The 25,533-nt window shown below is 71.0% G+C and carries 25 protein-coding genes and 1 pseudogene; 21 read left to right on the top strand and 5 right to left on the bottom strand.

The window, feature by feature from the left end; genetic code table 11:
* The first annotated feature begins 379 nt into the window (after nucleotides 1–379).
* The 8 genes from FPZ41_RS46915 to FPZ41_RS06680 all read left to right on the top strand — a co-directional run bounded on the left by FPZ41_RS46915 (nucleotide 380) and on the right by FPZ41_RS06680 (nucleotide 7,852).
* Nucleotides 380–1,516 (top strand): ParA family protein, encoded by a 1,137-nt coding sequence (locus FPZ41_RS46915; RefSeq protein WP_322619907.1) that lies wholly within the window; start codon nucleotides 380–382, stop codon nucleotides 1,514–1,516.
* On the top strand, nucleotides 1,501–2,127 hold the full coding sequence (locus tag FPZ41_RS06710; RefSeq protein ID WP_322619901.1) for a RodZ family helix-turn-helix domain-containing protein: 627 nt from the start codon (nucleotides 1,501–1,503) through the stop codon (nucleotides 2,125–2,127). Before FPZ41_RS46915 ends, FPZ41_RS06710 begins: the two co-directional genes overlap by 16 nt.
* 57 nt (nucleotides 2,128–2,184) lie before the next feature.
* On the top strand, nucleotides 2,185–3,363 hold the full coding sequence (locus FPZ41_RS06705; protein ID WP_152860061.1) for a segregation/condensation protein A: 1,179 nt from the start codon (nucleotides 2,185–2,187) through the stop codon (nucleotides 3,361–3,363).
* Nucleotides 3,360–4,034: an SMC-Scp complex subunit ScpB gene (gene scpB, locus FPZ41_RS06700; protein WP_322619900.1), complete on the top strand. Its 675-nt coding sequence runs from the start codon at nucleotides 3,360–3,362 to the stop codon at nucleotides 4,032–4,034. Before FPZ41_RS06705 ends, scpB begins: the two co-directional genes overlap by 4 nt.
* Nucleotides 4,034–5,113 (top strand): pseudouridine synthase, encoded by a 1,080-nt coding sequence (locus FPZ41_RS06695; protein WP_152860059.1) that lies wholly within the window; start codon nucleotides 4,034–4,036, stop codon nucleotides 5,111–5,113. Before scpB ends, FPZ41_RS06695 begins: the two co-directional genes overlap by 1 nt.
* Before the next feature lie 208 nt (nucleotides 5,114–5,321).
* Entirely contained in the window at nucleotides 5,322–6,038 is a 717-nt protein-coding gene (locus tag FPZ41_RS06690; RefSeq protein ID WP_152860057.1) for an NUDIX hydrolase, read from the top strand.
* Complete coding sequence (locus FPZ41_RS06685) at nucleotides 6,038–7,060, top strand: ADP-ribosylglycohydrolase family protein (RefSeq protein ID WP_152860055.1); 1,023 nt, start codon at nucleotides 6,038–6,040, stop codon at nucleotides 7,058–7,060. Before FPZ41_RS06690 ends, FPZ41_RS06685 begins: the two co-directional genes overlap by 1 nt.
* A 3-nt stretch (nucleotides 7,061–7,063) precedes the next feature.
* Nucleotides 7,064–7,852, top strand: a complete 789-nt coding sequence (locus tag FPZ41_RS06680) for a nucleotidyltransferase domain-containing protein (protein ID WP_322619899.1) — start codon at nucleotides 7,064–7,066, stop codon at nucleotides 7,850–7,852.
* Here FPZ41_RS06680 and FPZ41_RS06675 read toward each other — a convergent pair.
* Nucleotides 7,757–8,521 (bottom strand): nucleotidyltransferase domain-containing protein, encoded by a 765-nt coding sequence (locus FPZ41_RS06675; RefSeq protein ID WP_152860053.1) that lies wholly within the window; start codon nucleotides 8,519–8,521, stop codon nucleotides 7,757–7,759. The two genes, FPZ41_RS06680 and FPZ41_RS06675, sit on opposite strands and share 96 nt — an antisense overlap.
* 156 nt (nucleotides 8,522–8,677) lie before the next feature.
* Between FPZ41_RS06675 and aroH the strand changes: the two genes are divergently transcribed.
* The 6 genes and pseudogenes from aroH to der all read left to right on the top strand — a co-directional run bounded on the left by aroH (nucleotide 8,678) and on the right by der (nucleotide 13,362).
* On the top strand, nucleotides 8,678–9,040 hold the full coding sequence (gene aroH / locus FPZ41_RS47980; protein ID WP_322619898.1) for a chorismate mutase: 363 nt from the start codon (nucleotides 8,678–8,680) through the stop codon (nucleotides 9,038–9,040).
* Entirely contained in the window at nucleotides 9,037–10,122 is a 1,086-nt protein-coding gene (locus FPZ41_RS06665; RefSeq protein ID WP_322619897.1) for a prephenate dehydrogenase, read from the top strand. Before aroH ends, FPZ41_RS06665 begins: the two co-directional genes overlap by 4 nt.
* A gap of 105 nt (nucleotides 10,123–10,227) precedes the next feature.
* Nucleotides 10,228–10,347: pseudogene (locus FPZ41_RS47975) on the top strand (prephenate dehydrogenase); the annotation flags it as partial.
* Nucleotides 10,348–10,486: 139 nt separating this feature from the next.
* Nucleotides 10,487–11,164 (top strand): (d)CMP kinase, encoded by a 678-nt coding sequence (gene cmk, locus FPZ41_RS06655; RefSeq protein ID WP_322619896.1) that lies wholly within the window; start codon nucleotides 10,487–10,489, stop codon nucleotides 11,162–11,164.
* 56 nt (nucleotides 11,165–11,220) lie between these two features.
* Complete coding sequence (locus FPZ41_RS06650; protein ID WP_152860104.1) at nucleotides 11,221–11,808, top strand: lysophospholipid acyltransferase family protein; 588 nt, start codon at nucleotides 11,221–11,223, stop codon at nucleotides 11,806–11,808.
* Between the two features lie 75 nt (nucleotides 11,809–11,883).
* Nucleotides 11,884–13,362, top strand: coding sequence for a ribosome biogenesis GTPase Der (gene der, locus FPZ41_RS06645; RefSeq protein WP_152860051.1), 1,479 nt, complete (start codon nucleotides 11,884–11,886; stop codon nucleotides 13,360–13,362).
* A gap of 89 nt (nucleotides 13,363–13,451) precedes the next feature.
* Here the strand turns inward: der and FPZ41_RS06640 are convergent, their stop codons facing one another.
* On the bottom strand, nucleotides 13,452–13,871 hold the full coding sequence (locus tag FPZ41_RS06640) for a hypothetical protein (protein WP_322619895.1): 420 nt from the start codon (nucleotides 13,869–13,871) through the stop codon (nucleotides 13,452–13,454).
* 149 nt (nucleotides 13,872–14,020) lie between these two features.
* Nucleotides 14,021–14,794, bottom strand: a complete 774-nt coding sequence (locus FPZ41_RS06635) for a hypothetical protein (RefSeq protein WP_322619894.1) — start codon at nucleotides 14,792–14,794, stop codon at nucleotides 14,021–14,023.
* Nucleotides 14,795–15,332: 538 nt separating this feature from the next.
* Here FPZ41_RS06635 and FPZ41_RS06630 point away from each other — a divergent pair.
* The 5 genes from FPZ41_RS06630 (at nucleotide 15,333) to FPZ41_RS06610 (ending at nucleotide 19,605) form a co-directional block, all read left to right on the top strand.
* Nucleotides 15,333–15,989 (top strand): LysM peptidoglycan-binding domain-containing protein, encoded by a 657-nt coding sequence (locus tag FPZ41_RS06630; RefSeq protein ID WP_152860047.1) that lies wholly within the window; start codon nucleotides 15,333–15,335, stop codon nucleotides 15,987–15,989.
* 104 nt (nucleotides 15,990–16,093) lie between these two features.
* Entirely contained in the window at nucleotides 16,094–16,726 is a 633-nt protein-coding gene (locus FPZ41_RS06625; RefSeq protein WP_228022529.1) for a hypothetical protein, read from the top strand.
* 152 nt (nucleotides 16,727–16,878) lie between these two features.
* Entirely contained in the window at nucleotides 16,879–18,141 is a 1,263-nt protein-coding gene (locus FPZ41_RS06620; protein ID WP_152860045.1) for a glycosyltransferase family 4 protein, read from the top strand.
* The gene (locus FPZ41_RS06615) at nucleotides 18,138–18,968 is read left to right on the top strand and encodes a hypothetical protein (RefSeq protein ID WP_152860043.1); all 831 of its coding nucleotides are present in this window, start codon (nucleotides 18,138–18,140) and stop codon (nucleotides 18,966–18,968) included. The genes FPZ41_RS06620 and FPZ41_RS06615 overlap by 4 nt, the downstream gene beginning before the upstream one ends.
* Before the next feature lie 421 nt (nucleotides 18,969–19,389).
* Nucleotides 19,390–19,605, top strand: coding sequence for an I78 family peptidase inhibitor (locus FPZ41_RS06610; protein ID WP_131558906.1), 216 nt, complete (start codon nucleotides 19,390–19,392; stop codon nucleotides 19,603–19,605).
* 122 nt (nucleotides 19,606–19,727) lie between these two features.
* Here the strand turns inward: FPZ41_RS06610 and FPZ41_RS06605 are convergent, their stop codons facing one another.
* Both FPZ41_RS06605 and FPZ41_RS06600 read right to left on the bottom strand, forming a co-directional pair.
* Nucleotides 19,728–20,777, bottom strand: a complete 1,050-nt coding sequence (locus tag FPZ41_RS06605) for a phosphatase PAP2 family protein (protein ID WP_322619893.1) — start codon at nucleotides 20,775–20,777, stop codon at nucleotides 19,728–19,730.
* Between the two features lie 250 nt (nucleotides 20,778–21,027).
* Nucleotides 21,028–22,188 carry a glycosyltransferase family 39 protein gene (locus FPZ41_RS06600; RefSeq protein ID WP_322619892.1) on the bottom strand — a complete coding sequence of 387 codons (1,161 nt, stop codon included), beginning with the start codon at nucleotides 22,186–22,188 and terminating at the stop codon, nucleotides 21,028–21,030.
* A gap of 352 nt (nucleotides 22,189–22,540) precedes the next feature.
* On the opposite strand from FPZ41_RS06600, the gene FPZ41_RS06595 reads away from it, so the two are divergent.
* Nucleotides 22,541–24,169 carry an MFS transporter gene (locus FPZ41_RS06595; protein WP_152860041.1) on the top strand — a complete coding sequence of 543 codons (1,629 nt, stop codon included), beginning with the start codon at nucleotides 22,541–22,543 and terminating at the stop codon, nucleotides 24,167–24,169.
* A 151-nt stretch (nucleotides 24,170–24,320) separates the two neighbouring features.
* Nucleotides 24,321–25,511, top strand: a complete 1,191-nt coding sequence (locus tag FPZ41_RS06590) for an acyl-CoA dehydrogenase family protein (protein WP_152860039.1) — start codon at nucleotides 24,321–24,323, stop codon at nucleotides 25,509–25,511.
* Nucleotides 25,512–25,533: the final 22 nt, after the last annotated feature.

The following is a 25,533-nucleotide window of genomic DNA, read 5'->3' as shown; positions in this document are numbered from 1 at the left end:
CGGAAAAAGGCGATACGTCAACACGACTCGTCAACAGCGCACTTCCGGCCGGACCTGGCCTGATGAGGTCCGGCCGGAAGTGTGTATGTTCACCTCACAATGCGTGGTCAACTCGCCTCGAACGTAACCCTTCAACCGATTCGCGCAACGGTGAAACCTGCCGTGCGACGGCCGTACGCCCTTGACAGGGGGATGGTTCATTGCCGACACATCGGGCCGGGTCCGGCGGATTGTGTTGCTGCGAACCGCCGACACGCCATAGAGTCGCCAACCGTCGGCATGGTGCCACGCTGACCTATCTAGAAGTTCCCTGGTCACCAAGGAGGTAAGACGACTTGTGAATGAGTCGACATTTACTCCCGGGGGTGGTCAACCAGGAATCCCTGCGCAGGGTCATCGGCCCACGGGGCTTCAGGCTGTCGGCTCCGTAGCTGTGCGCACCTTCGCAGCCCACCGGAGTCACCCAGGTCCAGGGGTGACTCAGACAGCACACATGAGCATGGATGGCCATCACGTGAACGCCATGGCCGGCGACGGAAGTGGCGAGATCCGCAACCACTTCGCCGACTACGACGAACTGCCCGAGGGGCACTTCTACGACCCCGACGCCGAGTACGAGCCCGATCCGGAGTACGCGGCCACGCTCGCGCCCGACGCGGCCCGACAGCGCCGTGAGCGCATCGGCCCGACCGGGCGCCCGCTGCCGTACTTCCCGATCCCGGGCCCGCTGACCGACCACGGCCCCGCGAAGATCATCGCGATGTGCAACCAGAAGGGCGGCGTCGGCAAGACGACGTCGACCATCAACCTGGGCGCCGCGCTCGCGGAGTACGGACGGCGTGTCCTGCTGGTCGACTTCGACCCGCAGGGAGCGCTCTCGGTCGGCCTCGGCGTGAACCCGATGGAGCTCGACCTCACCGTCTACAACCTGCTCATGGAGCGGGGCATGGCGGCCGACGAGGTCCTGCTGAAGACCGCGGTCCCCAATATGGACCTGCTGCCGAGCAACATCGACCTGTCGGCCGCCGAGGTCCAGCTGGTGAGCGAGGTCGCGCGCGAGTCCACGCTGCAGCGCGCCCTGAAGCCGCTCATGGCGGACTACGACTACATCGTGATCGACTGCCAGCCCTCGCTGGGTCTGCTCACGGTGAACGCGTTGACGGCCGCGCACAAGGTGATCGTCCCCCTGGAGTGCGAGTTCTTCGCCCTCCGTGGTGTGGCGCTGCTGACCGAGACGATCGAGAAGGTTCAGGAGCGGCTCAACCCGGAGCTGGAGCTCGACGGGATCCTCGCCACGATGTACGACTCGCGCACCGTGCACAGCCGCGAGGTGCTCGCGCGTGTCGTCGAGGCGTTCGACGATCACGTCTACCACACGGTCATCGGGCGTACGGTCCGCTTCCCGGAGACCACGGTCGCCGGTGAGCCGATCACCACGTACGCCTCCAATTCCGTCGGTGCCGCCGCCTATCGCCAGCTCGCCAGGGAGGTGCTCGCCCGGTGTCACGCCGAGTGAGTCTGCCGGGGGCCGACGAACTGTTCCGAACGACAGGGGGGATGGCGCTCCAGGCGTCCACTCCCCGGCGCCAGGCCAACGGCGAGGCCAGGGTGCCGGCGCCGGCGGGGGAGAGTGATCCCGCCACCGCGGAGGACGCGCCGCCGTCGGTGCCCGCGCAGGGCGGTGACGGCGAGGGCGCCGAGCATGTGGCCGCGGACGCGGAGCCGGCCGACGCGGGGGAGTCCCGCAGCCGGGCGGCCGCCACGGAGGCGGACAAGGCCACCGGGCCCGTTCCGGGGGCGACGCGCTCGACTCGGCGGCAGCCCGGGCAAGCCGTTCAGCCCGCACAGGAAGGTTCGCCCGCGTCCGCCGCCGGTGCGTCCCGCCGCCGAGGGCGGGCCGCGGGGCGGCGGCCCAGCGGGCGCGAGCGGCACGACGAGAAGATCACCGTGTACGTGTCCGCCGAGGAGCTCATGGACCTCGAACACGCCCGGCTGGTGCTCCGCGGGGAGCACGGGCTGGCGGTCGACCGGGGGCGGATCGTGCGCGAGGCGGTCGCCGTGGTGCTGGCCGACCTTGAGTCCCGCGGGGACGCGAGCATCCTCGTACGCCGGCTGCGGGGGCGATAGCCGGTCCGGAACCGGTGGTCGGCTTCGGAGGGTGGTACGCGGTAGCCTGCGACGGCTATGACCTCGTCCCATACGTCCCACTCCGGCGGTTCGGCCGGTCGTCGGCGTGCGCTGGGCCGAGGGCCCAAGGCGGGGCCCCTCATGACGCCCCCGGAGGTCGTGGGGACCGAAACGGATTCTGAGCCCGAGAACGCCGGGCGTCCTCACCCGGAACCCGAGGCCGTGGCCCTGTCCGGAACCGCGGAGCCCCGTCCGGAACCGGAGACCGCCGCACCCCGCCCGCAGGCCGAGAGCGCCTCCGTCGAGCCGGAGCCGCCCGCCCGGCCCGAGGACACCGAGCCCGACGTCCCCCAGCCGGCCGCCGAAGACACAGGCGAACACGGCGAACCCGGCGAACCCGTCGAGCCGGAACCCGGCCAACCCGACGACGGCATCTTCAAGGTCCGGCTCGCCAACTTCGAAGGGCCCTTCGACCTTCTCCTGCAGTTGATCTCGAAGCACAAGCTGGACGTCACCGAGGTCGCGCTGTCGAAGGTGACCGATGAGTTCATGGCACACATCCGGGCCATGGGGCCGGACTGGGATCTCGACCAGACGACCGAGTTCCTCGTCGTGGCCGCCACGCTGCTCGATCTCAAGGCTGCGCGGCTGTTGCCGTCCGCGGAGGTCGAGGACGAGGCCGATCTCGCATTGCTGGAGGCGCGGGACCTGCTGTTCGCGCGGCTGCTGCAGTACCGCGCGTACAAACAGATCGCCGACATCCTCAGCCACCGCCTGGACGAAGAGGCCCGGCGCTACCCCCGTACCGTAGGGCTCGAACCGCACCACGCGGAGCTGTTGCCCGAGGTCGTCATCAGCATCGGCGCGGAAGGGTTCGCGAAGCTCGCCGTGAAGGCGATGCAGCCGAAGCCGAAGCCCCAGGTGTACGTCGACCACATCCACGCGCCCCTGGTGAGTGTGCAGGAGCAGGCCGCGCTCGTCGTGGGGCGGCTCAGGGAGCTCAAAGAGGCCACCTTCCGGGTGCTCGTCGCCGACACCGACGACACCCTCACCGTCGTCGCCCGGTTCCTGGCCCTGCTGGAGCTGTACCGCGAGAAGGCCGTGGCACTGGAGCAGGAGACCGCCCTCGGGGAGCTGCTCGTGCGGTGGACCGGGGGCGAGGGGGACGGGACGCCGCTGGTGACCGACGAGTTCGACCGACCGCCCGAGCGGCCCGAGGAGGAGAAGAAGACGTGAGCGAGGAGATCACCGAGGCGCCGGCCGGTCACCGGAACGTCGCCGATCTCGACCTCAAGCCCGCTCTGGAGGCCGTCCTCATGGTCGTGGACGAGCCCGCCACCGAGGAGCACCTGGCGAAGATCCTCGATCGGCCCCGGCGGCAGATCGCGAAGGCGTTGCGGGAGCTGGCCGACGACTACACCGTGCAGGGGCGGGGGTTCGAGCTGCGGTTCGTGGCCGGGGGCTGGAGGTTCTACACGCGAGGTGAGTATGCCGCCGCCGTCGAGCGTTTCGTTCTCGACGGGCAGCAGGCACGGCTCACGCAGGCCGCCCTGGAGACGCTGGCCGTGGTCGCGTACCGGCAGCCGGTCAGCCGTTCCCGGGTCTCCGCCGTGCGTGGCGTGAACTGTGACGGGGTCATGCGCACCCTCCTCCAGCGCGGACTGGTCGAGGAGGCGGGCGCGGAACCCGAGACAGGTGCGATCCTGTACAGGACGACGAACTACTTCCTGGAGCGGATGGGCCTGCGCGGTCTGGACGAGCTCCCGGAGCTCGCGCCCTTCCTCCCGGAGGCGGAGGCGATCGAGGCCGAGACCCAGGAAGCCGTACCGTCCTTCGATCCGGACGCCCCGGACGCGGACGACGGTCCGGCGACGGACATGCCGAAAACGACGACGACGGAATTTTGATGCGAAGCAGCGGTAGCGGTAAGAGCGACGGGCGCGGTAACTACCGCGGTGCCGGCAACAACAGGGACCAGAAGCAGGGGCAGGGCCGCCCCCGCAAGCCCCGCCCGGAGGAGCGCCGCTACGACGTCGGCCCCGGTGCCACCCCGGACGGACCGAAGTCGGGGCGCGGCGGCTCCGCGCGCGGCGGCGCCAAGGGCGGGCCCAAGAAGCCGCAGCAGGGCGAGCGGCAGGCCGGGCGCGGGCGTACGGCCCCCGCACGCTCCCGTGAGTACGACGCGCGCGCCGAGGAGCGCAACCGCGAGCGGTACGCGGGCAAGGAAGCCGTCAAGCCGCCCAAGACCTTCCCCGGAGCCGAGCAGGAGGGCGAGCGGCTGCAGAAGGTGCTCGCACGGGCCGGTTACGGTTCGCGGCGTGCCTGCGAGGAGCTGATCGAGCAGGCGCGGGTCGAGGTCAACGGCGAGATCGTTCTCGAGCAGGGCCTGCGGGTCGACCCCGAGAAGGACGAGATCAAGGTCGACGGGCTCACCGTGGCCACGCAGTCGTACCAGTTCTTCTCGCTGAACAAGCCCGTCGGAGTCGTCTCCTCGATGGAGGACCCGGAGGGGCGGCAGTGCCTCGGTGACTACGTCACGAACCGCGAGACCCGGCTCTTCCACGTCGGTCGCCTCGACGCCGAGACCGAGGGCGTCATCCTGCTCACCAACCACGGGGAGCTGGCCAACCGGCTGACCCACCCCCGGTACGGAGTGAAGAAGACCTACCTGGCGCACATCGTCGGCCCGATCCCGCGCGACCTGGGCAAGCGCCTGAAGGACGGCATCCAGCTGGAGGACGGGTACGCGCGCGCGGACCACTTCCGGGTGGTCGAGCAGACCGGCAAGAACTACCTCGTGGAGGTCACCCTGCACGAGGGCCGCAAGCACATCGTGCGCCGCATGCTCGCCGAGGCAGGCTTCCCGGTCGACAAGCTCGTGCGCACCGCTTTCGGGCCGATCACTCTCGGCGACCAGAAGTCGGGCTGGCTGCGACGGCTGTCCAACACCGAGGTCGGGATGCTGATGCGTGAGGTCGACCTGTAGATCCGTCGACAGGTCCGTGAAGATCCACGGCACCTCTTCGTGACGCTTCGAAGCGGCCGGGCCCGGATGACTCGGGTCCGGCCGCTTCGTCATGTCTCGTTTCTTTGCCGCCAACGGGTTGTCGGCACCCTCCGAACTCTTTATAGTCGTAGTGACTATTGGTCATGGTGACCATTAAGAGTGACCGATCAAGAGGGGTAGGTGGACCATGAACGGTTACGACAAGTACGCCTACGAACCCTTCGCCGTCACCGCCGACCTGGCAGTCCTCACCGTCCGGGCCGGCACGCTCCAGGTGCTGCTCGTCGAGCGCGGGCAGGAGCCGTACGCGGGCCACTGGGCGCTGCCCGGAGGGTTCGTGCTGCCGCACGAGTCCGCTGAGACGGCCGCCCGGCGTGAACTCGCCGAGGAGACCGGCCTGGAGGACGTCTCCGAACTCCACCTCGAGCAACTGCGGACGTACAGCGAACCCGGCCGGGACCCGAGGATGCGGGTCGTCACCGTCGCGTTCGCCGCGCTGCTGCCGCACCCGCCCGAACCGCACGGCGGCGGCGACGCGGCACAGGCCCGGTGGCTGCCGTACGACACGGCCGGCCCGCTCGCCTTCGACCACGACCGGATCCTCGCCGACGCCCACGAACGCGTCGGCGCCAAGCTCGAGTACAGCTGTCTCGCCACGTCCTTCTGCCCACCCGAGTTCACGCTCGGCGAGTTGCAGCAGGTCTACGAGACCGTGTGGGGCACCGCCCTCGACCGGCCCAACTTCCGGCGCAAGGTGCTGAGTACGCCGGGCTTCGTCGAGCCGGTCCCTGGCGCCGCGCGCCTGACCGGGGGCCGCGGCAAACCCGCCGCGCTCTATCGCGCGGGCGAGGCCACCACCCTGCACCCGCCTCTGTTGCGACCCACGCCCGAAGGACGGCTCTGATGACCACGACCCTGCTTGCCAAGCGCGCCGCCACCGGATCCCTGCTCGGCCTCGCCCTCGGCGACGCGCTCGGCTTCCCCACCGAGTTCAACGACGTCCCGTCGATCCTCGCCAAGTGTGGGCCCTGGCGGGAGATGGAGCTCCCGAAGCCCGCGTTCGTCACGGACGACACCCAGATGACCCTGGCTCTCGGACGGGCGCTGCGCACCGCGATGGACCGCGGCCCGCTCGGCCCCGAGGCCCTGGAGCGGGCCGCCCGCGCCGAGTACGTCGCCTGGTCCCGCTCGCCGGAGAACAACCGAGCCCCCGGCCGCACCTGCCTGGTCGCCTGCGACCTGCTCACCAAGGAGCGCCGACCCTGGCAGGACGCCAGCCAGATCCACTCCAAGGGCTGCGGGGCCAACATGCGGGTCGCCCCGCTCGGGCTCGTCCCCCGGCTGAGCGACGAACAGCGTGCGGGCGCCGCCCAGTTGCAGGCCGCACTCACCCACGGGCACCCCACGGCGCTCACCGCCGCCGACCTCACCGCACACGCGGTACGGCTCCTCGCCCAGGGCGTCGAACCGCTGGGCCTGGTCGACCGGTTGAGGTCGTACGCGTACGAGAACCGCGGCCGCTACCACACGCGCTGGCTCGGCGACCTCTGGCGCTACAGCCAGGACGCCTCGCCCGAGGTTTTCATCTCCCGCGGCTGGGACGAGTGCCTGAGCGCCCTCGACCGGCTCCAGCAGGCCCTGAGCCACCCGTCACCCGAGACCGACCCCTGCCTGGCCACGGGTGAGGGCTGGATTGCCGAGGAGGCGCTCGCCACCGGCCTGCTCTGCTTCCTGCTCTTCCCCGACGAACCCGTCACGGCCCTGCGCCGCGGAGCCTGCACCTCGGGCGACTCGGACTCCATCGCCTGCCTCGCCGGTGCCTTCGCGGGCGCTTACCTCGGCCCGGCGGCCTGGCCGACGGAGTGGGCCGACCGCATCGAGTACCAGGGCGACCTCGTGTCGCTGGGGGCGCTCTGGGACGCTTGAGCGGTGACTGAGACCCTCGCGACTCTCGACATCGACATCGATATCGACCTTGCGCCGGTGGTCGCCGAACAGCCCGACGAACTGCTGTTCGCGACCGTCTCCGGAGCGCACCTGTACGGCTTCCCCTCGCGCGACTCGGACGTCGACCTCAGGGGCGTCCACCTGCTGCCGACTGCTGAACTGATCGGGCTGCGGGAGCCGGAGGAGACCCGTTCCAGGATGTGGGACCGGGACGGCGTCGAGCTGGACCTCGTCACGCACGACCTGCGCAAGTTCGTCCGGCTGATGCTGCGCCGCAACGGCTACGTGCTGGAGCAACTGCTCTCCCCGCTGGTCGTGCACACCACTGACGCCCACCGAGAGCTGGCCGCGCTGGCCCCCGGTGTCCTCACCCGGCACCACGCCCACCACTACCGGGGCTTCGCGGCCACCCAGTGGCGGCTTTTCCAGAAGACCGGCGAACTCAAGCCGCTGCTCTACACGTTCCGCGTGCTGCTCACGGGGATCCACCTGATGCGCAGCGGCGAGGTCCAGGCCCATCTGCCCACGCTCGCGGGGGAGACCGACGCGCCCGCGTACCTGCCGGACCTCGTCGCCGCCAAGGCCGAGCACGAGCACGGGGCCGCCGACGTCGACCACGCGCGCGTGGAGAGCGATGTGGAGCGGCTGCACGGCGTGCTGGACGAGGCGCAGGCCCTATCCGCGCTGGCGGACGCCCCCGCCGCGTACGACGCCCTGCACGACCTCGTCGTACGGGTCCGGCTCACGGGCGTGGACGGCTTCGAGGGCTGAGGCGCGGCGGGTCCGTACGAGGAAGTCCTCCACGCGGGCCCGGTCCGGCTCCGGCGGCAGTGGGGAGCGGGTCGCCGCCTCGTCCGCCTCCGCCGCCAGCCGGGTCATCCGGGACTGCACCTCGGACCAGGGCACCTCGCCGTGCTTGACCGCGAGGAGTGGCGTGCGCAGCTCGCCCACGTCGAGGGTGAGTTCGCCCGTGCGCAGGAGGTCACGGCAGCTCGTCAGGAGGCGCAGCAGGTGCATCGCGTGCTTCCAGCGCGGGGCGCCGTGCTTGCGGACGTCCGCTTCGAGCTTCCTGCGCTGGGCGAGGGCATAGCGCACGAACGTTTCGTGGACCTGCCGGGACAGAAACGCCCCGCGCAGGGACAGGAGTTCACGGCCTCTGTCGTCGACGTGCTCCACCAGCGGTGAGTGCAGGCATTCCAGGATGTTCGGGTTGGCGCGCAGGGCGAGGGAGCAGAAACGCTCCAGCTCCCAGCTGAACTGTTCCTCCGCCGGGCCTTCCACATGCGTCGGCGGCTTCTCGAAGCGCCAGTACAGGGGAGTGGGGGCGAGGAAGACGCCCCTGCGGTCGGTGTCGCTGTCGTCCGTGGCCAGGCCGAAGGCGCGCGACCCCATGACACAGGCGTAGATCGTGTGGTCGCGGACCAGGGCCTCGGACTGCATGCCCGGGAGCGTACGGGGTGGATCACGCCTGGCGAACCGAATTTCCCGGTGCCTCACGGCGGCCTTCTCGGCAGGCGGGCGCCGCGCACCGGTGCGTTCCGGGCTGACTACGCTTGGGTGACGAGTCGTGTACGTACATCAGCGAGGAGCACAGCCGTGCCGGTACGAGCGGTCCGAGGCGCCGTCCAACTGGAGCGGGACGAGGCCGGACACATGGAGGAGCAGGTCAGCGAGCTGCTCACAGCCATCCTGCAGCGGAACGAGCTCACCGCGGACGACCTGATCAGCATCTGGTTCACGGCGACACCCGACCTGCACAGCGACTTCCCGGCGGCCGCCGCCCGCAAGCTCGGCATCGCCGACGTCCCGCTGATATGCGCGCAGGAACTGGACGTGAAGGGCGCGATGCCCCGGGTCGTACGGGTCCTCGCGCACATCGAGTCCGACCGGCCGCGCGCGGAGATCGCGCACGTCTACCTCGGCGCCGCGGCCGCACTCCGCAAGGACATCGCCCAGTGAGAACCGCACTCGTCATCGGGACCGGGCTGATCGGCACCTCGGCGGCCCTGGCGCTGGCCCAGCGCGGGGTGACCGTCCACCTCACCGACCACGATCCGGAGCAGGCCCGTACGGCCGCCGCGCTCGGCGCGGGCACCGACGAGGCGCCCGACGGGCCCGTCGACCTCGCGATCGTGGCCGCGCCGCCCGCGCACGTCGCCGCGACGCTGGCCGACGCCATGCGGCGCGGTCTCGCCCGCGGCTACCTCGACGTGGCTTCCGTCAAGGGCGGACCGCGCCGTGAGCTGGAGGCTCTCGGCCTCGACCTCAGCGCGTACATCGGCACGCACCCCATGTCGGGCCGCGAGAAGTCGGGCCCTCTGGCGGCCACCGGCGACCTCTTCGAGGGCCGCCCCTGGGTGCTCACCCCCACCCGGGACACCGACACCGAGGTCCTGAACCTCGCCCTGGAGCTGGTCTCGCACTGCCGTGCCGTGCCGGTCGTCATGGACGCCGACGCCCACGACCGCGCGGTCGCCCTGGTCTCCCACATGCCGCACCTGGTGTCGAGCATGGTCGCCGCGCGCCTGGAGCACGCCGAGGAGTCCGCCGTACGGCTCTCCGGCGGAGGCATCCGTGACGTGACCCGCATCGCGGCCTCCGACCCCCCTATGTGGATCGACATCCTCTCCGCGAACCCCGGACCGGTGGCCGACCTGCTCAGCGAGTTCGCCGCCGACCTCGACGAGACCGTCCGCGCCCTGCGCGCCCTGCAGTCCTCCGACGAGGCCAAGCGCCGTGAGGGCACCACCGGCATCGAGGACGTCCTGCGCCGCGGCAACGCCGGCCAGATCAGGGTGCCCGGCAAGCACGGTTCCGCTCCGCGGGTCTACGAGGTCGTGGCAGTACTGATCGACGACCAGCCGGGCCAGCTGGCCCGCATCTTCGCCGACGCGGGCATGGCCGGGGTCAACATCGAGGACGTACGGATCGAGCATGCGACGGGGCAGCAGGCCGGTCTGGTGCAGTTGATGGTGGAGCCGAGGGCGGTGCCGGTGCTGACGGCGGCGTTGCGGGAGCGGGGGTGGGCACTCCGCCAGTAGTGCGGGGTGCCTTGATGTCGGCGGTCGGAGGCCGCCGCAGCAGTCCCGAAGCCTGGGAGGCGCCCCTGGCGCCGAGCGGTGCGAGGGCGGCGTCGAGGGTTGGTCGTACGGATCGAGCATGCGACGGGGCAGCAGGCCGGTCTGGTGCAGTTGATGGTGGAGCCGAGGGCGGTGCCGGTGCTGACGGCGGCGTTGCGGGAGCGGGGGTGGGCACTCCGCCAGTAGGGCACGCGAACGATACGGTCGTGGGGCCCCTGGGTACGGCCAGATGAGCGACGCGCACCCAGTACCCTTGTCCGGGGCACCTAAGCGGCGCCGCTTAGCGCCCCCTCCACCACCCCGGACCAGGAAAGGTGCCCCCACAGTGGAACGCGCCGCAGTGATTGTCGCCATCGACGGCCCCTCCGGCACGGGCAAGTCGAGCACCTCGAAGGCCGTCGCCACGCAGCTCGGGCTGAGCTACCTGGACACCGGCGCCCAGTACCGGGCGATCACCTGGTGGATGGTGAACAACGGGATCGACATAGACGACCCCTCGGCGATCGCCGCCGTGGCCGGCAAGGCGGAGATCGTCTCCGGGACCGATCCGTCCGCGCCGAGCATCACCGTGGACGGGACGGATGTGGCCGGTCCGATCCGTACGCAGGAGGTCACCTCCAAGGTCAGCGCGGTCAGCGCGGTGCCCGAGGTGCGTACCCGGATCACCGAGCTCCAGCGGTCGATCGCGGCCGGCGCGGAGAACGGCATCGTCGTCGAGGGCCGTGACATCGGCACCACCGTGCTGCCGGACGCCGACCTGAAGATCTTCCTCACCGCCTCTTCGGAGGCCCGCGCCGCCCGCCGCAACGGTGAGCTCAAGGGCGCCGACGTCAACGCCACCCGCGAGGCGCTGCTCAAGCGGGACGCCGCCGACTCCAGCCGCAAGACCTCGCCGCTCGCCAAGGCGGACGACGCGGTCGAGGTGGACACCTCGGACCTCACGCTCCAGCAGGTCATCGAGTGCGTGGTCACCCTCGTCGAGGAGAAGCGGGCGGGGAAGTGACCGGGGCACCTTCCGAACGCGGGGCCGAGGTCGGGCGCCGTATCGGCGTCGGCCTGATGTACGGGCTGTGGAAGCCGCGTGTGCTCGGCGCCTGGAAGGTGCCCGCGACCGGCCCGGTGATCCTCGCCGTCAACCACTCGCACAACATCGACGGCCCGATGGTCATCGGCGTGGCGCCCCGGCCGTCGCACTTCCTGGTCAAGAAGGAGGCGTTCGTCGGCCCGCTCGACCCCTTCATGCGCGCCGTCGGACAGCTGAAGGTGGACCGTTCGACCGCCGACCGCACGGCCATCACCCAGGCGCTCGGCGTCCTGGAGAACGGCGGTGTTCTCGGCATCTTCCCCGAGGGCACCCGCGGCGAGGGCGACTTCGCCTCCCTGCGCGCCGGGCTCTCGTACTTCGCGGTCCGCAGCGGCGCCCCGATCGTGCCGGTCGCGGTGCTGGGAAGTTCTGAGAAGCCAGGCCGGTTGATAAAGGCGCTGCCCCCGCTGCGCCACCGCATCGACGTCGTCTTCGGCGACCCGTTCGAGGCGGACGACGGCAGTGGGCGGCGCACGCGCAAGGCGCTCGACGAGGCGACCGAGCGCATCCAGAAGCAGCTCTCCGGGCACCTGGAAAATGCCAGGCGGCTCACCGGCCGCTGAACCACACTTGAGTAGTGGATCACCCGCACACCGGAGCGTTCCACCGATCACCACGATGAACGAGGTACCGACTTCATGAACGACCACATCCCCTCCGACGGCTCGGGCGAGTACGAGCACGAGCACGGAGAGCTTGGCGACGCCGAGTACGCGGAGTTCATGGAGCTCGCCGCCGAAGAGGGCTTCGACATCGAGGACGTCGAGGGCGCCATCGAGGCGGCCGGGCACGGACCGCTGCCCGTCCTCGCCGTCGTCGGCCGCCCGAACGTCGGCAAGTCGACATTGGTGAACCGCATCATCGGCCGCCGTGAGGCGGTCGTCGAGGACAAGCCGGGCGTCACCCGCGACCGTGTCACGTACGAGGCCGAGTGGGCGGGCCGCCGCTTCAAGGTCGTCGACACCGGCGGCTGGGAGCAGGACGTCATGGGTATCGACGCCTCCGTCGCCGCCCAGGCCGAGTTCGCGATCGAGGCGGCCGACGCGGTCGTGTTCGTCGTCGACGCCAAGGTCGGCGCCACGGACACCGACGAGGCCGTCGTACGGCTGCTGCGCAAGGCCGGCAAGCCCGTCGTCCTGTGCGCGAACAAGGTCGACGGCCCGAGCGGTGAGGCCGACGCGTCGTACCTGTGGTCCCTCGGGCTCGGCGAACCGCACCCGGTGTCCGCGCTGCACGGCCGCGGTACCGGCGACATGCTGGACGCCGTCCTGGAGGCGCTGCCCGAGGCGCCCGCGCAGACCTTTGGCACCGGGCTCGGCGGCCCACGCCGTATCGCCCTCATCGGCCGCCCGAACGTCGGCAAGTCCTCGCTGCTGAACAAGGTGGCGGGCGAAGAGCGCGTAGTCGTCAACGAACTGGCGGGCACCACCCGCGACCCGGTCGACGAGCTCATCGAACTTGGCGGCGTCACCTGGAAGTTCGTCGACACGGCGGGCATCCGCAAGCGCGTCCACCTCCAGCAGGGCGCCGACTACTACGCCTCGCTGCGCACCGCGGCGGCCGTGGAGAAGGCCGAGGTCGCGGTCATCCTGATCGACGCCGCCGAGTCCATCTCCGTACAGGACCAGCGCATCGTCACGATGGCCGTGGAGTCCGGGCGGGCGATGGTCATCGCGTACAACAAGTGGGACACCCTCGACGAGGAGCGCCGCTACTACCTGGAGCGGGAGATCGAGACCGAGTTCGGCCAGGTCGCGTGGGCGCCCCGGGTCAACGTCTCGGCGCGCACCGGGCGGCACATGGAGAAGCTGGTCCCGGCGATCGAGTCGGCCCTGGCGGGCTGGGAGACCCGGGTCCCGACGGGCCGCCTCAACGCGTTCCTCGGTGAGCTGGTCTCCGCCCACCCGCACCCGATCCGGGGCGGTAAGCAGCCGCGCATCCTCTTCGGCACCCAGGCGGGCACCAAGCCGCCGCGGTTCGTGCTCTTCGCCTCGGGCTTCATCGAGGCCGGCTACCGGCGCTTCGTCGAGCGGCGGCTGCGCGAGGAGTTCGGCTTCGAGGGGACGCCGATCCATATCTCGGTGCGGGTGCGCGAGAAGCGCGGCAAGAAGAAGTGACGTCCGCGTAACGGTGACGACGAGGAGGGCGGCCTCCTCAAGGCGTCCGGGAGATCCGGGGACCTTGAGGAGGCCGCCCTCCTCGTGTGTCAGTGGCCCCGGCGTGGGCCCGGCGGCAGCGCGGCCGGGATGTGGTGCATGCCGGTGTGCCCGGTGGGCATCCGTCCGACCGGCTGCCACACGGACGTCACCGGGGCCGCGGAGCCCTGCTGCCGGGTGCCCTGCTGGGGGGCGAAGTGGCCGGTCGCGTGCGGGGCCGCGCCATGGCGGCCGCCGTACACCCCCGACTGGTACGCACCGTACGAGCCGGTGCCGTGCGAGGAGTTGCCGAAGAAGGACTGGAACCCCAGGTCCTCCTCGCCGTGACGGTCGCCGGGCAGTGCCCGGTAGGACTTGACCCACTCGGCGTAGAGAGCGTCGTAGATCGGCGTGGCCGAGGGGCCCTGGGCCGGCCGCAAGGACGGACTCGGCTGGTAGGCGTGGCGGCGGGGAACGTCGTATGCGTGCACGTCTGTGCCAACGACGTCATGGCCCAACGGATGCGGCCGTTAGGCCGAATTGGAAAGGCCCCGGTCCAGCGCCCCGTCGGGGGCGCGGGCCATGAACGACCCGCACGCGACCGACGAGCGGACCCTTCACGGTCCCCGAAGCGGAGCGTTCACGTGCCGGCCAGCGGGAGCGTCGCCGCCACCAGCTTCCCGTTCGCCGCGGCCTTGTCGAGCGCGTCGCGCAGCAGGTCCTCGCGGGGCTGGCGGCCGATGGAACCGACCGGGGCCGCGAACAACAGCACCTGCTGGTGCTTGTTGGCGGCCGCGCGCCAGCTGTCGGCGACCTGGAGCGCCTGGTGGGCCTGCCACCAGGCGACCGGCTGGCCGCCGTCCGCGCCCGGCTGGAGGATGGCGTGCAGCTGTCCCATGGCGAGCAGCACGGACCAGCCGTGCAGCACCGACGGGACCGAGTCGATCTCGGTCAGCGGCATGAAGCCCTGCTCGATGAGCAGCGGCAGGAAGTCGTCGCCCGTCGTGGTCGTGCCGGGGCGGGCGATGGGGGCGGTCGGTTCGACGACGAGCGCCGGGTGCAGCTCGCCGTTGATCAGGACGAGTCCGCTGGTGACACCGAGCACGGCCTGCTCGGGCACGGCCTTGGCGGCGCCCCCGTCGGCCGAGATGGACCGGACGGCGCCCTGCAGCTGCTCCTCGGTGACCTGGACGACCTGCGAGGGCAGACAGGTGGCGTGGGCGAAGGCGAGGACGGCGGTCTCGTCGCCGATGAACAGCACGGTGCTGGTGCGCTCCTGCTCGGAGTCGCCCGGGGTGCGGCAGGACGTGCAGTCATAACTGCCGGGGGCGTTCTCTCCGGCGAGCAGCCGGTCTGCTTCTTCGTCGCCGATCTCGGCGCGTACGTCGTCGCTGACGTCGAGCATGCGCGGCACGGGTGGCTCCTCGGGATGTGATGAGGGCGACAGCCGGGTGGCTCCCGGCCCATGAGCGCGGGTGGCTCCCGGCTCATGAAAAGGACAACGGGCGATCTGTGGCCGGAGTCACGCCCGGGAGCGAACGGAATCGAACCATCCGAAGCGCAGCGTGAAACCGCGGGCGGAACCTGTCACTCCACGGCAAGTGCTTTGATTTCCAAGGAAGTTACGGCGGTGAAGTGGGTCACAGATCGCCAGAGATCGTGGTTGACAAATCCCGAAATCAGGCAATGAAGTGGGTGTCCGAAAATGGACGGTACCCGTGGTAACGGTGAACTGGCCTCGAACGACAGGGCGTTGCTTGATGGCGGGCCGCCGGGCTCCCTAGATTCCTCGGCCGAGTGCAACGAGCACCGCTCGGGTCGTCCGCCGGCCGCAGCACAGTCAGTTCCTCAGTACCACCGCCGGCGGACGGGGCGGAGTACGACGACCGCGTCCGTGCGTGGGGAGTCGTAGGCCGCCTTGGGGGATCCCGGGTCCTGCGAGAGGGAACTACATGTCCGCATGTGCCGACAACACCCACGACAGCACGCGCAAGACGCGAACGACGCGTACGACGGCGGTCCTCGCCGGGGCAGCACTGCTGGCCCCGCTGGGCCTCCTCGCCGCCGGCGGTGACGCCGTCGCGGCGGACAGCGGAGTCTGGGACCGCATCGCCCAGTGCGAGAGCGGAGGGAACTGGCACATCAACACCGGCAACGGCTACTACGGCGGACTCCAGTTCGCCGCGTCCACCTGGCGCGCGTACGGCGGCACGGCCTACGCGGCCACCGCCGACAAGGCATCCAAGGCCCAGCAGATCGCGATCGCCACGAAGGTCCAGCGCGGTCAGGGATGGGGCGCCTGGCCCACCTGTTCGGCCCGCGCCGGGGCGTCCGGCGGGGCGCCCGCCGCGCCGTCCACCGGCTCGGCGTCCGGAGAGTCCGCCAAGTCGGCCTCGCCCGCGCAGTCGTCGAAGACACCGGCTCGCTCGTCGGGACACACCGGCCGCGGCACGTCCCGCGGTGGCGACTACACGGTGAGCAGCGGTGACACGCTGAGCGGCATCGCCGCCCGGCACGGGACCACCTGGCAGCGGATCTACGCCGCCAACAGGGCCGTCATCGGTGGTGATCCCAACTTGATCGTGCCCGGGCAGCGGCTCGACATCTGAGCCAACTCCCCGTCCCGGGCACGGGGTCCCGACCGGCGCGCCGGTCGGGACCCTCGGCGTTGTCGCGAGGCCGTACCGCGACGGACAGGGTGCACGGTCCGCTGATGGAGTTGCACGATGCCCGCTGCGAGCCGACCCTGAAAGCACCGGGCGCGCACGGCCCGGACCGACAGCCGGTGGTGAGCCAGATGGTTCTCGGGAGCTACCTCAGGGGGAGGAGCGGACGGCTGGGGGCACTGACCGCGGGGGCGGTCCTCGCCCTCGCCCTCACGGGATGCGGCGAGGGCGGCAAGGGCGACAGCGCCGCGTCCGTCCGTATGGCGGACAGGACCACGAGCGTCGTGGCGACGCCCAGCGCGAGTCCGAGCGCGGCCCAACCGGCCGACCCCGGTGCGGCCAAGAAGGAGATCACGGCGAACTGGGAGAAGTTCTTCAACTCCCACACGTCGAAGAAGGACCGGCAGGCCGTCCTGGAGAACGGCAAGATGATGGGGCCGGTCCTCGACGCCCTCAGCCGCGTCGAGCGCGGACGGCAGATCTCGGCGAAGGTCACGAAGGTCGAGTTCACCTCGGCGACCGACGCGAAAGTGACGTACTCGCTGCTCATGAAGGGTGCCACCGTCCTGCCGAACGCGAAGGGCACCGCGGTCGAGCAGAACGGCACCTGGAAGGTGTCCGTCAAAACGCTGTGCGGACTGATCAAGCTGAGCGGCCAGCGGTCCGTCCCGGGCTGCTGAGTGCGTCTGCGGTCGAAAGGTTCCCCGTATCGCCTACCGATCGGGCAACCGTTCCAGCACAAGTTGATGATGAAGCCCAACCAAGTGCGGGGTTCCCGGGTCCAACCATCTGCTAGGCGGATGAGACCAGGGAAACAGGGGGTTCGGGGGACATGCATATCTCTTTCCTGATACACAACGCATACGGCATCGGGGGGACGATCCGGACCACGTACAACCTCGCGAACGCTCTGGCCGAGCAGCACGACGTCGAGGTCGTCTCGGTCTTCCGGCACCGCGACGAACCGGTCTTCACGCCCGGCCCGCGGGTCCGCGTGCGCCACCTCGTCGACGTCCGCCCGGACGGCGCCGACGCCGAGGATCCGGATCTGGGCCGCCCGGCGCGCGTCTTCCCGCGCGCGGAGGGCCGTTACGAGCAGTACAGCGCCCTCACGGACCGGCGTATCGCCGAGCACCTCGCCACGGTCGAGGCGGACGTGGTCGTCGGCACCAGGCCGGGCCTGAACGTGCACCTGGCGCGGGAGACCCGCCGTGGCCCGGTCCGTGTCGGCCAGGAGCACCTCACGCTCGACAGCCACCCAGCGGCCCTGCGCGCCACGCTGCGCGGCCTCTACCCGCGCCTCGACGCGGTCACCACGACCACTCAGGCCGACGCCCGCGCGTACCGCGACAGGATGCGGCTGCCCGGTGTCCGGGTGCAGGGCGTGCCCAACCCGGTGCCGCGGCCGGGCATCGACCCCGCGGACGGCTCCGGCAAGTGGGTCGTCGCGGCCGGACGGCTGGCCCCCGTCAAGCGGTACGACCTGCTGATCAGGGCCTTCGACACGGTACGCACCCAGCGGCCCGACTGGCGCCTGCGGATCTACGGAGGCGGCAAACAGAAGGACAAACTCCGCGAGCTGATCGACCGGATGGGCCTCTACAACCACGTCTACCTCATGGGTCCGGCCAACCCCATCGAGCCGGAGTGGGCCAAGGGCTCCATCGCCGCCGTCACCTCCAGCATGGAGTCCTTCGGCATGACGATCGTCGAGGCCATGCGCTGCGGCCTGCCAGTCGTCTCCACGGACTGCCCGCACGGGCCCGGCGAGATCATCGACAACGGCGTCGACGGGCGTCTCGTCGAGGTCGGCAACGTCCAGGCCATCGCCGAGGGCCTGCTCGAACTGATCAACGACGACGCGCTGCGGCAGCGGATGGCGCACGCGGCGCTCAAGGACTCCGAACGCTTCGATCCGTCCCGCATCGCCGAGCACCACGAGTCGCTCTTCTCCGCACTGCTCGCCGGTGGCGGGAACTCGCCGGGCGGGCGGACGCGCGGTTCGCTGCACCGCACCCGGGCAGCGCTGCTCGCCGGCGCGTACGCCGTACGGGACGCGGGTCGCACCGCTTTCGGGAAGGGACGCACCGCATGACGACGCCGGCTCCCACCGCAGCGAACCAGCACCTCCACGAGGCCCCCGTCCCGGGTCCGCGTGCCGACTGCGTCGCCGACTCCGCGGGCGGCCTCACCTTCGACGTCACCGACAGCGGCGAGTCCGCGCCCGCCCATCTCCTCCTGAGGCTCCGCGACAGCGAGCAGGAGGTGCGCCTGCCCCTCACTCCGGCCGCCGACGGCCGCCTCAGGGCCGCCCTGCCCAGCAGCGTCGAGCTCCCCGAGGGCCGCTGGGACGTGTACGTTCAGGTGTCCGACGACGAGCCGCGCCGCCTGGCGCCCGGCGTCAACGACCTGCGCGCCCTCGTCGACCGCGTGCCCGACGGCTCCCACGGGCACGTCGCCGCCCGCGTCCCGTACTCGACCAGGTACGGCAACCTCACCGTCCGCAGCTGGCTGCGCGCCCCGCACGCCGAGGCGGGCGAAATCCTCGTGGACAAGGACGAGCTGAGCGTCAAGGCGCGGGTGTACGGCACCGGGCTGGCGCCGGACGCGTACGTCGAGCTGGTGGCCAGGAAGGCACCGGAGGCTGTCGTGCGCGCCGGTCTCACCGCCGACCGGTCCGAGTTCCGCTTCACCGTGCCGTACCGGGCTCTCCGCCCCGGCCTGTGGGACCTGTGGCTCCGGCCGGACGGGGTGACCGGACCCCGGGTACGGATCGCGCGCCTCCTCGACGACATCGCCGACAAGAAGCCGATCTTCACCTACCCGAAGGCGACCCTGGAGACCGAGTACGGCCCGGTCCTGGCGGGGCCGTATTACACGGGGGACAACGACCTCGCGGTGAAGGTGGCCGCGGTCGAGTGACGCGCCCGGCCGGCCGCGCCCGCTACTGCTCGACGACGAGGAGGCCGTCGCCACGTCCCATCGCCGCCCGGCGTCCTGGGCCTGCGCCTAACTGTGTATTGCCTGTGCGGCGCGGGCTTCCCGGGAACACCGGTAATCGGAAAGAAATGCGGTCTCCGTGCGATCGGCGGCCCGTTTTCCGAGGTGCTATTCGAGACGGCGTCATGTCGGCCGGGAATTACGTACGACAGCGGGCGTGACACGTACGGAACCGCTCGTACGTGTGACGCGGTTCGGCCGTAACGCGTGTCGTGGTCCTGTGACACAAGTGTGACCGCAGGGGAACAGTGACCCTCTGCCACACCCGTCCCGGCCGGTGCGGTGGAACGCCTCCGCGGGCCCGGGCTTCCGTGCGCGCGGGGCGCCGCCTAACGTGGCCGTCATGGCACCCATCCCCACTCCGCCCCCGGAGCCCCAGGACAGTCCGGACACCTACGTCGGCCTTGAGGCGAGCAGCGCCGAGCGCCGCGCCCGGGAGCACGGCTGGTCCACGGTCCGGTCGCTGCCGCCGGGCGCGATCATCACCATGGAGTACCGCGTGGGCCGGCTGAACTTCGAGGTCAGGGACGGCCGTGTGACGCGCTGCTGGAAGGGCTGAGACAAGCTGAGGGACCACAGGCGAAGGCCCGGCCCCCCGAGGGAGCCGGGCCTTCGTCGTGCGCTGAGGTCGGCGGAGTGAGGTTGTGTGTACCGGCCCCGCTGTCTCGTGGCTGTCTCGTGTCAGCCGCCCGCGACGGGGCGCGCCGACGTCGTGCTCCGTGGTGCCCGGTCGGAGTGCGGCGGACGGCGGCTGCCGGCCGGGGTGACCGGGATGCGTTCCGAACGTGTGGAGTGCGGCCCCGACGACAGGTGCAGCGGCGGCCGGGCGGACCGTGCCGCGACGGAGGTGTCGCGGGCCGTGGCCGGGTCCTGGGCGGGCGAACGCAGCGGGGAGGCACCCACGGACGCCGTCGCCGACGGGAGCCCGCCCGCCGGAGCGGGGCCGAGCGCGGGAGAGGCGGCCGGAGCGCTCTGACGTGCCCACCAGGCGTCCCGCAGCGACAGGATCCATGCCTCGGCGCGCGCGATGAGCGGCTCGAACCAGGGCAGCGCCAGCAGGATCAGCAGACCGGCGGCCCAGCCCAGCAGGACGTCGCTCAGCCAGTGTGTGCCGAGGTAGACCGTGGTCAGGCCCACGCCGAGCGAGGTCACGGCGGACAGCGCCGACAGCCAGCGCCGGGCTCTCGGCGTGGAGGCCAGATAGGCGAGGATGCCCCAGGTCACGACGGCGTTCGCGGTGTGGCCCGAAGGAAATATGTCGCCGCCCAGCCACATCTCGTTCGAGCCGATCGAGGTCGCGTAGTGCGGTCCGAGGCGGCCCATGCCGAGCTTCGCGGCGCCGACCGTGACGTTCAGCAGCAGCAGTGACACGCCCAGCGCGAGCAGCGGGCGCAGGGTGTGCTGCCGCCAGGAGCGCCAGCCCAGCCAGGCCGCCACCATCACGGCGGTGGGGCCGCGCTGCCCGAGGACCACGTAGTAGTCCAGGAACGCGTGGACCTCCGGCCACTGCTGGTACGGCCGGAAGAACATGAGCTGCCAGTCGAGGCGGACCAGCCACGAGGTGATGAGCACGGCCCACACGATGGCCGCGTAGAAGGCCAGGGTGGCGGCGAAGAGCACCACCCTGTGCCGGCTCATCACGGGCACATCGATGTGGGCCGGTCGTTCCGGCTCACGGTCCAGCCGCGCGAAGACCCGCTCAAGGCGGGTCAGGAAACGTTCGGTACACACTCAATCGACGTTACAGCGAGTGAGCTCTGTCCCGGCCCGAATCACTCGCTTTGTGATGACGATGTGATGTGGGATTGCTCTCAGGGTGACGTTTATTTTCGTGGAATCCGTAATCAGCGGGAGGCGCCGCCTTCAATTCCGCTGATCTTTCGGCGTCCTGGTTTTATGGCTATTTTGGATTCGTTCACCGAATGCTGGTGTGGAATTCGCCGTCCGCTCACGGAGTGTTGGCCGACGGACGCCGGGAGGGTCAGGGCGGACCGGAGCCGCTCAGCCAGAACGCCCCGTAGAGTGCGGACGCCACGGCGATTCCCCCGAGAACCGTCCCTGACCTGGTCGTACGCAGCCCGGCCAGGACCCTGGCGAGCGGCAGCAGCAGAGGGAAGGCGGGCATCAGCAGGCGCGGTTTCGAGCCGAAGTAGCCGGACGCGCCCAGGGCGAGCGCGACCACGACGCCCGTGTACACCGGCAGCGGGAGCGGCTGCCGCTGCCGGACGCACACCACGTACAGCCAGATCACCAGCGCGACACCGAGGACCAGCCCGACGCCGGCGAGTGCCAACGGGAACGACGTGAACCTGCCGGCGACGAACCGGGCGAAGGCGTAGCCCCCGTCGAAACCGTTGCGCCAGCCCGCCTGCACGTCCAGATACCCGAACGGGCCCCTGTCCGTGTGGTGCCCCACCCACAGCACGTAGCCGGCGGCGCCGAGCGGCGCGAGCAGCATGCCGAGGGCGCGCCGCCACATGGGGGCGCCGTCCGGTTCTCCCGCGCTCCACTCTCGCACGAACGAGGGAGCGAGCGCCGCCGCCCACACCGCCGCGGCCACCGCGAGGCCCACCGGGCGGGTCAGCCCGGCGAGCGCGGCGAGCGTGCCCGCGGTGACCCAGCGGCCGGTCAGGACCGCGTACAGCGCCCACGCGGCGAGGGCGGTGAACAGTGACTCGGTGTACGCCATCGACTGCACGATCCCGATCGGCAGCACGGCCCACAGCAGCACCGCGCAGATCCCTGTCCGGCGCCCGTACACGTGGTCCGCGACGGCGAAGATCCCCCAGGCCGCGGCCAGCGAGGCGAGCGTGCTGACGACGAGGCCCGCGTCCGCGTACGCCAGCCGGGTCACCGCCGACACGGCCCGCTCCAGCCAGGGCAGCAGCGGGAAGAAGGCGAGGTTCGAGTGGACGTCGCCGTTCGGGAGGCGGACCTCGTAGCCGTAGCCCAGGTCCGCGACCCTGACGTACCAGAGCGAGTCCCAGCGGGCGGTCAGCAGGGTGTACGCGCTCTTGTCGCGTGCCGCGCTCCACACGGCGAGGGTGACGAGGCCCAGGGCACGCACGGCGGCGTACCCGAGGAGGGCGGGGGCGGCCCTTCCGAGGAGGGGTGGCGCCGGGCGCGTTGCAAGGTCGGTCACGCGCTCGATTATCAAGGCCACCCGGAACCGGGCGGCCATTTCGGGCGTGGTGAACCGTGACGGGCGAGCGGAGCGTGGCGCACGCCACACGGTGTCCGAACGTTCCATGAGAGGTCCACCACGCGCCACTGGCGTGTTCTCGCGTACCCTGACGGCTCACTCGCCTTTGTTCGGGCCCTGTCGTCGAAGTGCCGTCGTCCGCCCGGAGGGCGGGCCGCCAGACGTCGCGCGGCAGGCGGCACTTCGACGACAGGGCCCAGGCCCGGGACACCGCTCCTCCCGGGCCGAGCCGCCGGGGAGTCCCCACCCCGCGGCCCCGCCGAGCGCGAGGGATCATCTGGGAGGTACGTACATGTCCGGGACGACCACGGCCGCTGCGCGGTGCCGTCGGGCGGCCGGAAACGGTGCCAACCGCTGGGTCGTCCTCGTCGTCCTCTGCGCCAGCCTGTTGCTGGTCGCTGTCGACGCCACCGTGCTGCACGTCGCGGTGCCGGCCGTCACGGAGGACCTCAAGCCCAGCGGCGTCGAACTGCTCTGGATCGTCGACGTCTATCCCCTCGTCTGTGCCTCGCTGCTGATCCTCTTCGGCACGCTGGGCGACCGGATCGGCCGCAGACGGGTCCTTCTCCTCGGCTACGGGCTCTTCGGTGTCGCCTCGGGCCTGGCGGCCGTCGCCGAGAACGCCTCGATGCTGATCGGGGCCCGGGCGCTGCTCGGTGTCGGCGGCGCCATGATCATGCCGGCGACGCTGTCGATCCTGCGGCAGGTGTTCCCCGACCGGCGCGAGCGCGCGCTGGCGATCGGCGTCTGGACCGGCGTGGCCGCGGTCGGCGCCGCCGTCGGCCCCCTGCTCGGCGGTTTCCTGCTGGAGCACTTCTGGTGGGGCTCTGTCTTCCTCGTCAACATCCCGCTGATGCTCGTCAGCCTGCCGGTCGGGCGCCTGCTGCTGCCCGAGTCGACCGGCGACCGGAACGGGCCCTGGGACGTGGTGGGCGCGCTGATGGCCGCCGCCGGTCTCTTCGGCCTCGTCCTCGGTGTGAAGCGGCTCGGCAGCGGGGACAGCCCGTTCGACCTGTACACGCTGCTTCCCCTGGTGCTGGGCGCCGGGCTGCTGGCCGCGTTTGTACGGCGGCAGAAGCGGCGCACGTACCCCCTGGTGGACCTGCGGATGTTCGCGCGCCCCGCGTTCAGCACGTCCGTCGGCTGCATCGTGCTCGCGATGCTCGCGCTGGTGGGTCTGGAACTGATCGCGGCGCAGTACCTGCAACTGGTGCTGGGGTTGTCCCCGCTGGAGACCGGCCTGCGGATGCTGCCGCTCACGATCGCGGCCATGGCGGCCGGGCTGCTCGGAGCGCAGATGCTGCGCCGCTTCGGGCCCCGCCGCATGGTCTCCGTGGGCTTCTGCCTCACGGCGGGCGCGGTCGTCCTGCTGACCGTGATGGGTACCCACGACAACCCCGCCCTGCTGCTCGTCGGCTTCGTCCTGCTCGGCTTCGGCCTGGAGACGACGCTCTTCGGGGCTTACGAGTCGATGCTCAGCGAGGCGCCCCAGACCCAGGCGGGCGGGGCCGCGGCCATCGGCGAGACGTCGTACCAGCTCGGCGCGGGCATCGGTATCGCCCTGCTCGGCAGCGTGATGAACGCGGCGTACACCCCCGGACTCTCCGGTGTGCCCGGCGTCCCGGAGTCGGCCTCGATGGCGGCCGGGCACTCGCTGGGCGAGGCGTACCAGGTGGCCGGGCGGCTGGGCGGTTCGTCGGGCGAGGCGCTGCGCCATGCCGCGCGGGACTCCTTCGTGCACGGACTGCATGTGACCTTGCTGGTCAGCGCGGCGTTGCTGCTGCTGGGCGCGGCGATGGCGCTGCGGTTGCCGCGGGTCATGGAGTGCGGGGCGTCCGCGGCGGGATCGGCGGACGTCGCCCCGGTGCCCGCGCCTCGGGAGGCGAACACGAAGGTGCGGGCGGAGTCGTCCGTGAGCTGACTGCCTTGAGGCGAGCTGACCGCCTTGCGGGCGTGGGGGACCACAGCCGCACCGTCGGCTGCTCGCCGTTGCGGCGGAAAGAAGTGTCGTCGTAACGTCGGCGTCGACGCTGGACTAGCGCTGCTAGTTTTCCTGAGCCGGAGGCCGCCCGATGACCGCTTCCCCCAAGCTGCCGCCCTTCGACCCCGCCGATCCGCTCGGTATCGACGAACTGCTGGACGCGGAGGATCTCGCCGTCCGGGACACCGTGCGCAGGTGGGCCGTGCGGCGGGTACTGCCCGACGTTGCCGACTGGTACGAGAAGGGCGAGTTGCCCGGGATTCGTGAGCTGGCGCGGGAGCTGGGGGAGCTCGGCGCCCTCGGGATGTCCCTCAGCGGGTACGGGTGTGCCGGCGCCAGCGCCGTGCAGTACGGCCTGGCCTGTCTGGAGCTGGAGGCGGCCGACTCGGGAATCCGGTCCCTGGTCTCCGTCCAGGGGTCCCTCGCCATGTACGCCATCCACCGGTTCGGCAGCGAGGAGCAGAAGCAGACATGGCTGCCGCGTATGGCCTCCGGTGAGGTCATCGGGTGCTTCGGGCTGACCGAGCCGGACCACGGATCCGACCCCGCGTCGATGCGCACGTACGCGGGGCGTGACGGCGGGGACTGGGTGCTGAGCGGGCGGAAGATGTGGATCACCAACGGGTCCGTCGCCTCGGTCGCCGTGGTCTGGGCGCAGACCGAGGAGGGGATCCGCGGGTTCGTCGTACCGACGGACCGACCCGGGTTCGCCGCGCCCGAGATCCGGCACAAGTGGTCCCTGCGGGCGTCCGTCACGAGTGAGCTGATCATGGATGACGTGCGGTTGCCCGCGGATGCGGTACTGCCCGGGGCCGTCGGACTCAAGGGGCCGCTGAGCTGCCTGTCCCACGCCCGGTACGGGATCGTGTGGGGTGCGATGGGGGCGGCGCGGGCCTGTTTCGAGGCCGCCGTGGACTACGCGAGGACGCGGGAGCAGTTCGGGAAGCCGATCGGCGGGTTCCAGCTCACCCAGGCCAAGCTCGCCGACATGGCGGTCGAGCTGCACAAGGGGATTCTGCTCGCCCATCACCTGGGGCGGCGGATGGACGCGGGACGGCTGCGTCCGGAACAGGTCAGCTTCGGCAAGCTGAACAACGTACGGGAGGCCATGGAGATCTGCCGTACCGCCCGGACGATCCTCGGTGCCAACGGGATCTCCCTGGAGTATCCGGTCATGCGGCACGCCACCAACCTGGAGTCCGTGCTCACCTACGAAGGCACCGTCGAGATGCACCAGCTGGTGCTGGGTAAGGCGCTCACCGGCCTCGACGCGTTCCGGTGATCCCCCCACCGGAATGCGGGGC

The sequence above is a fragment of the Streptomyces acidicola genome, assembly GCF_009377235.1.
GTDB classification, from domain to species: Bacteria; Actinomycetota; Actinomycetes; order Streptomycetales; family Streptomycetaceae; genus Streptomyces; species Streptomyces acidicola.
Note: the sequence above shows the minus strand (reverse complement) of the source record. Positions and strands in the feature narration are given on the sequence as shown.

What these genes read in the sequence shown, in the direction of transcription:
- FPZ41_RS06650 (WP_152860104.1), top strand. Translation starts at nt 11,221, where the DNA reads ATGTACGGGCTGTGGAAGCCGCGTGTGCTCGGCGCCTGGAAGGTGCCC.
- FPZ41_RS06630 (WP_152860047.1), top strand. Translation starts at nt 15,333, where the DNA reads ATGTCCGCATGTGCCGACAACACCCACGACAGCACGCGCAAGACGCGA.
- FPZ41_RS06705 (WP_152860061.1), top strand. Translation starts at nt 2,185, where the DNA reads ATGACCTCGTCCCATACGTCCCACTCCGGCGGTTCGGCCGGTCGTCGG.
- FPZ41_RS06690 (WP_152860057.1), top strand. Translation starts at nt 5,322, where the DNA reads ATGAACGGTTACGACAAGTACGCCTACGAACCCTTCGCCGTCACCGCC.
- FPZ41_RS06615 (WP_152860043.1), top strand. Translation starts at nt 18,138, where the DNA reads ATGACGACGCCGGCTCCCACCGCAGCGAACCAGCACCTCCACGAGGCC.
- FPZ41_RS06620 (WP_152860045.1), top strand. Translation starts at nt 16,879, where the DNA reads ATGCATATCTCTTTCCTGATACACAACGCATACGGCATCGGGGGGACG.
- FPZ41_RS06685 (WP_152860055.1), top strand. Translation starts at nt 6,038, where the DNA reads ATGACCACGACCCTGCTTGCCAAGCGCGCCGCCACCGGATCCCTGCTC.
- FPZ41_RS06675 (WP_152860053.1), bottom strand. Translation starts at nt 8,521, where the DNA reads ATGCAGTCCGAGGCCCTGGTCCGCGACCACACGATCTACGCCTGTGTC.
- FPZ41_RS06590 (WP_152860039.1), top strand. Translation starts at nt 24,321, where the DNA reads ATGACCGCTTCCCCCAAGCTGCCGCCCTTCGACCCCGCCGATCCGCTC.
- der (WP_152860051.1), top strand. Translation starts at nt 11,884, where the DNA reads ATGAACGACCACATCCCCTCCGACGGCTCGGGCGAGTACGAGCACGAG.
- FPZ41_RS06695 (WP_152860059.1), top strand. Translation starts at nt 4,034, where the DNA reads ATGCGAAGCAGCGGTAGCGGTAAGAGCGACGGGCGCGGTAACTACCGC.
- FPZ41_RS06610 (WP_131558906.1), top strand. Translation starts at nt 19,390, where the DNA reads ATGGCACCCATCCCCACTCCGCCCCCGGAGCCCCAGGACAGTCCGGAC.
- FPZ41_RS06595 (WP_152860041.1), top strand. Translation starts at nt 22,541, where the DNA reads ATGTCCGGGACGACCACGGCCGCTGCGCGGTGCCGTCGGGCGGCCGGA.
- FPZ41_RS06625 (WP_228022529.1), top strand. Translation starts at nt 16,094, where the DNA reads ATGGAGTTGCACGATGCCCGCTGCGAGCCGACCCTGAAAGCACCGGGC.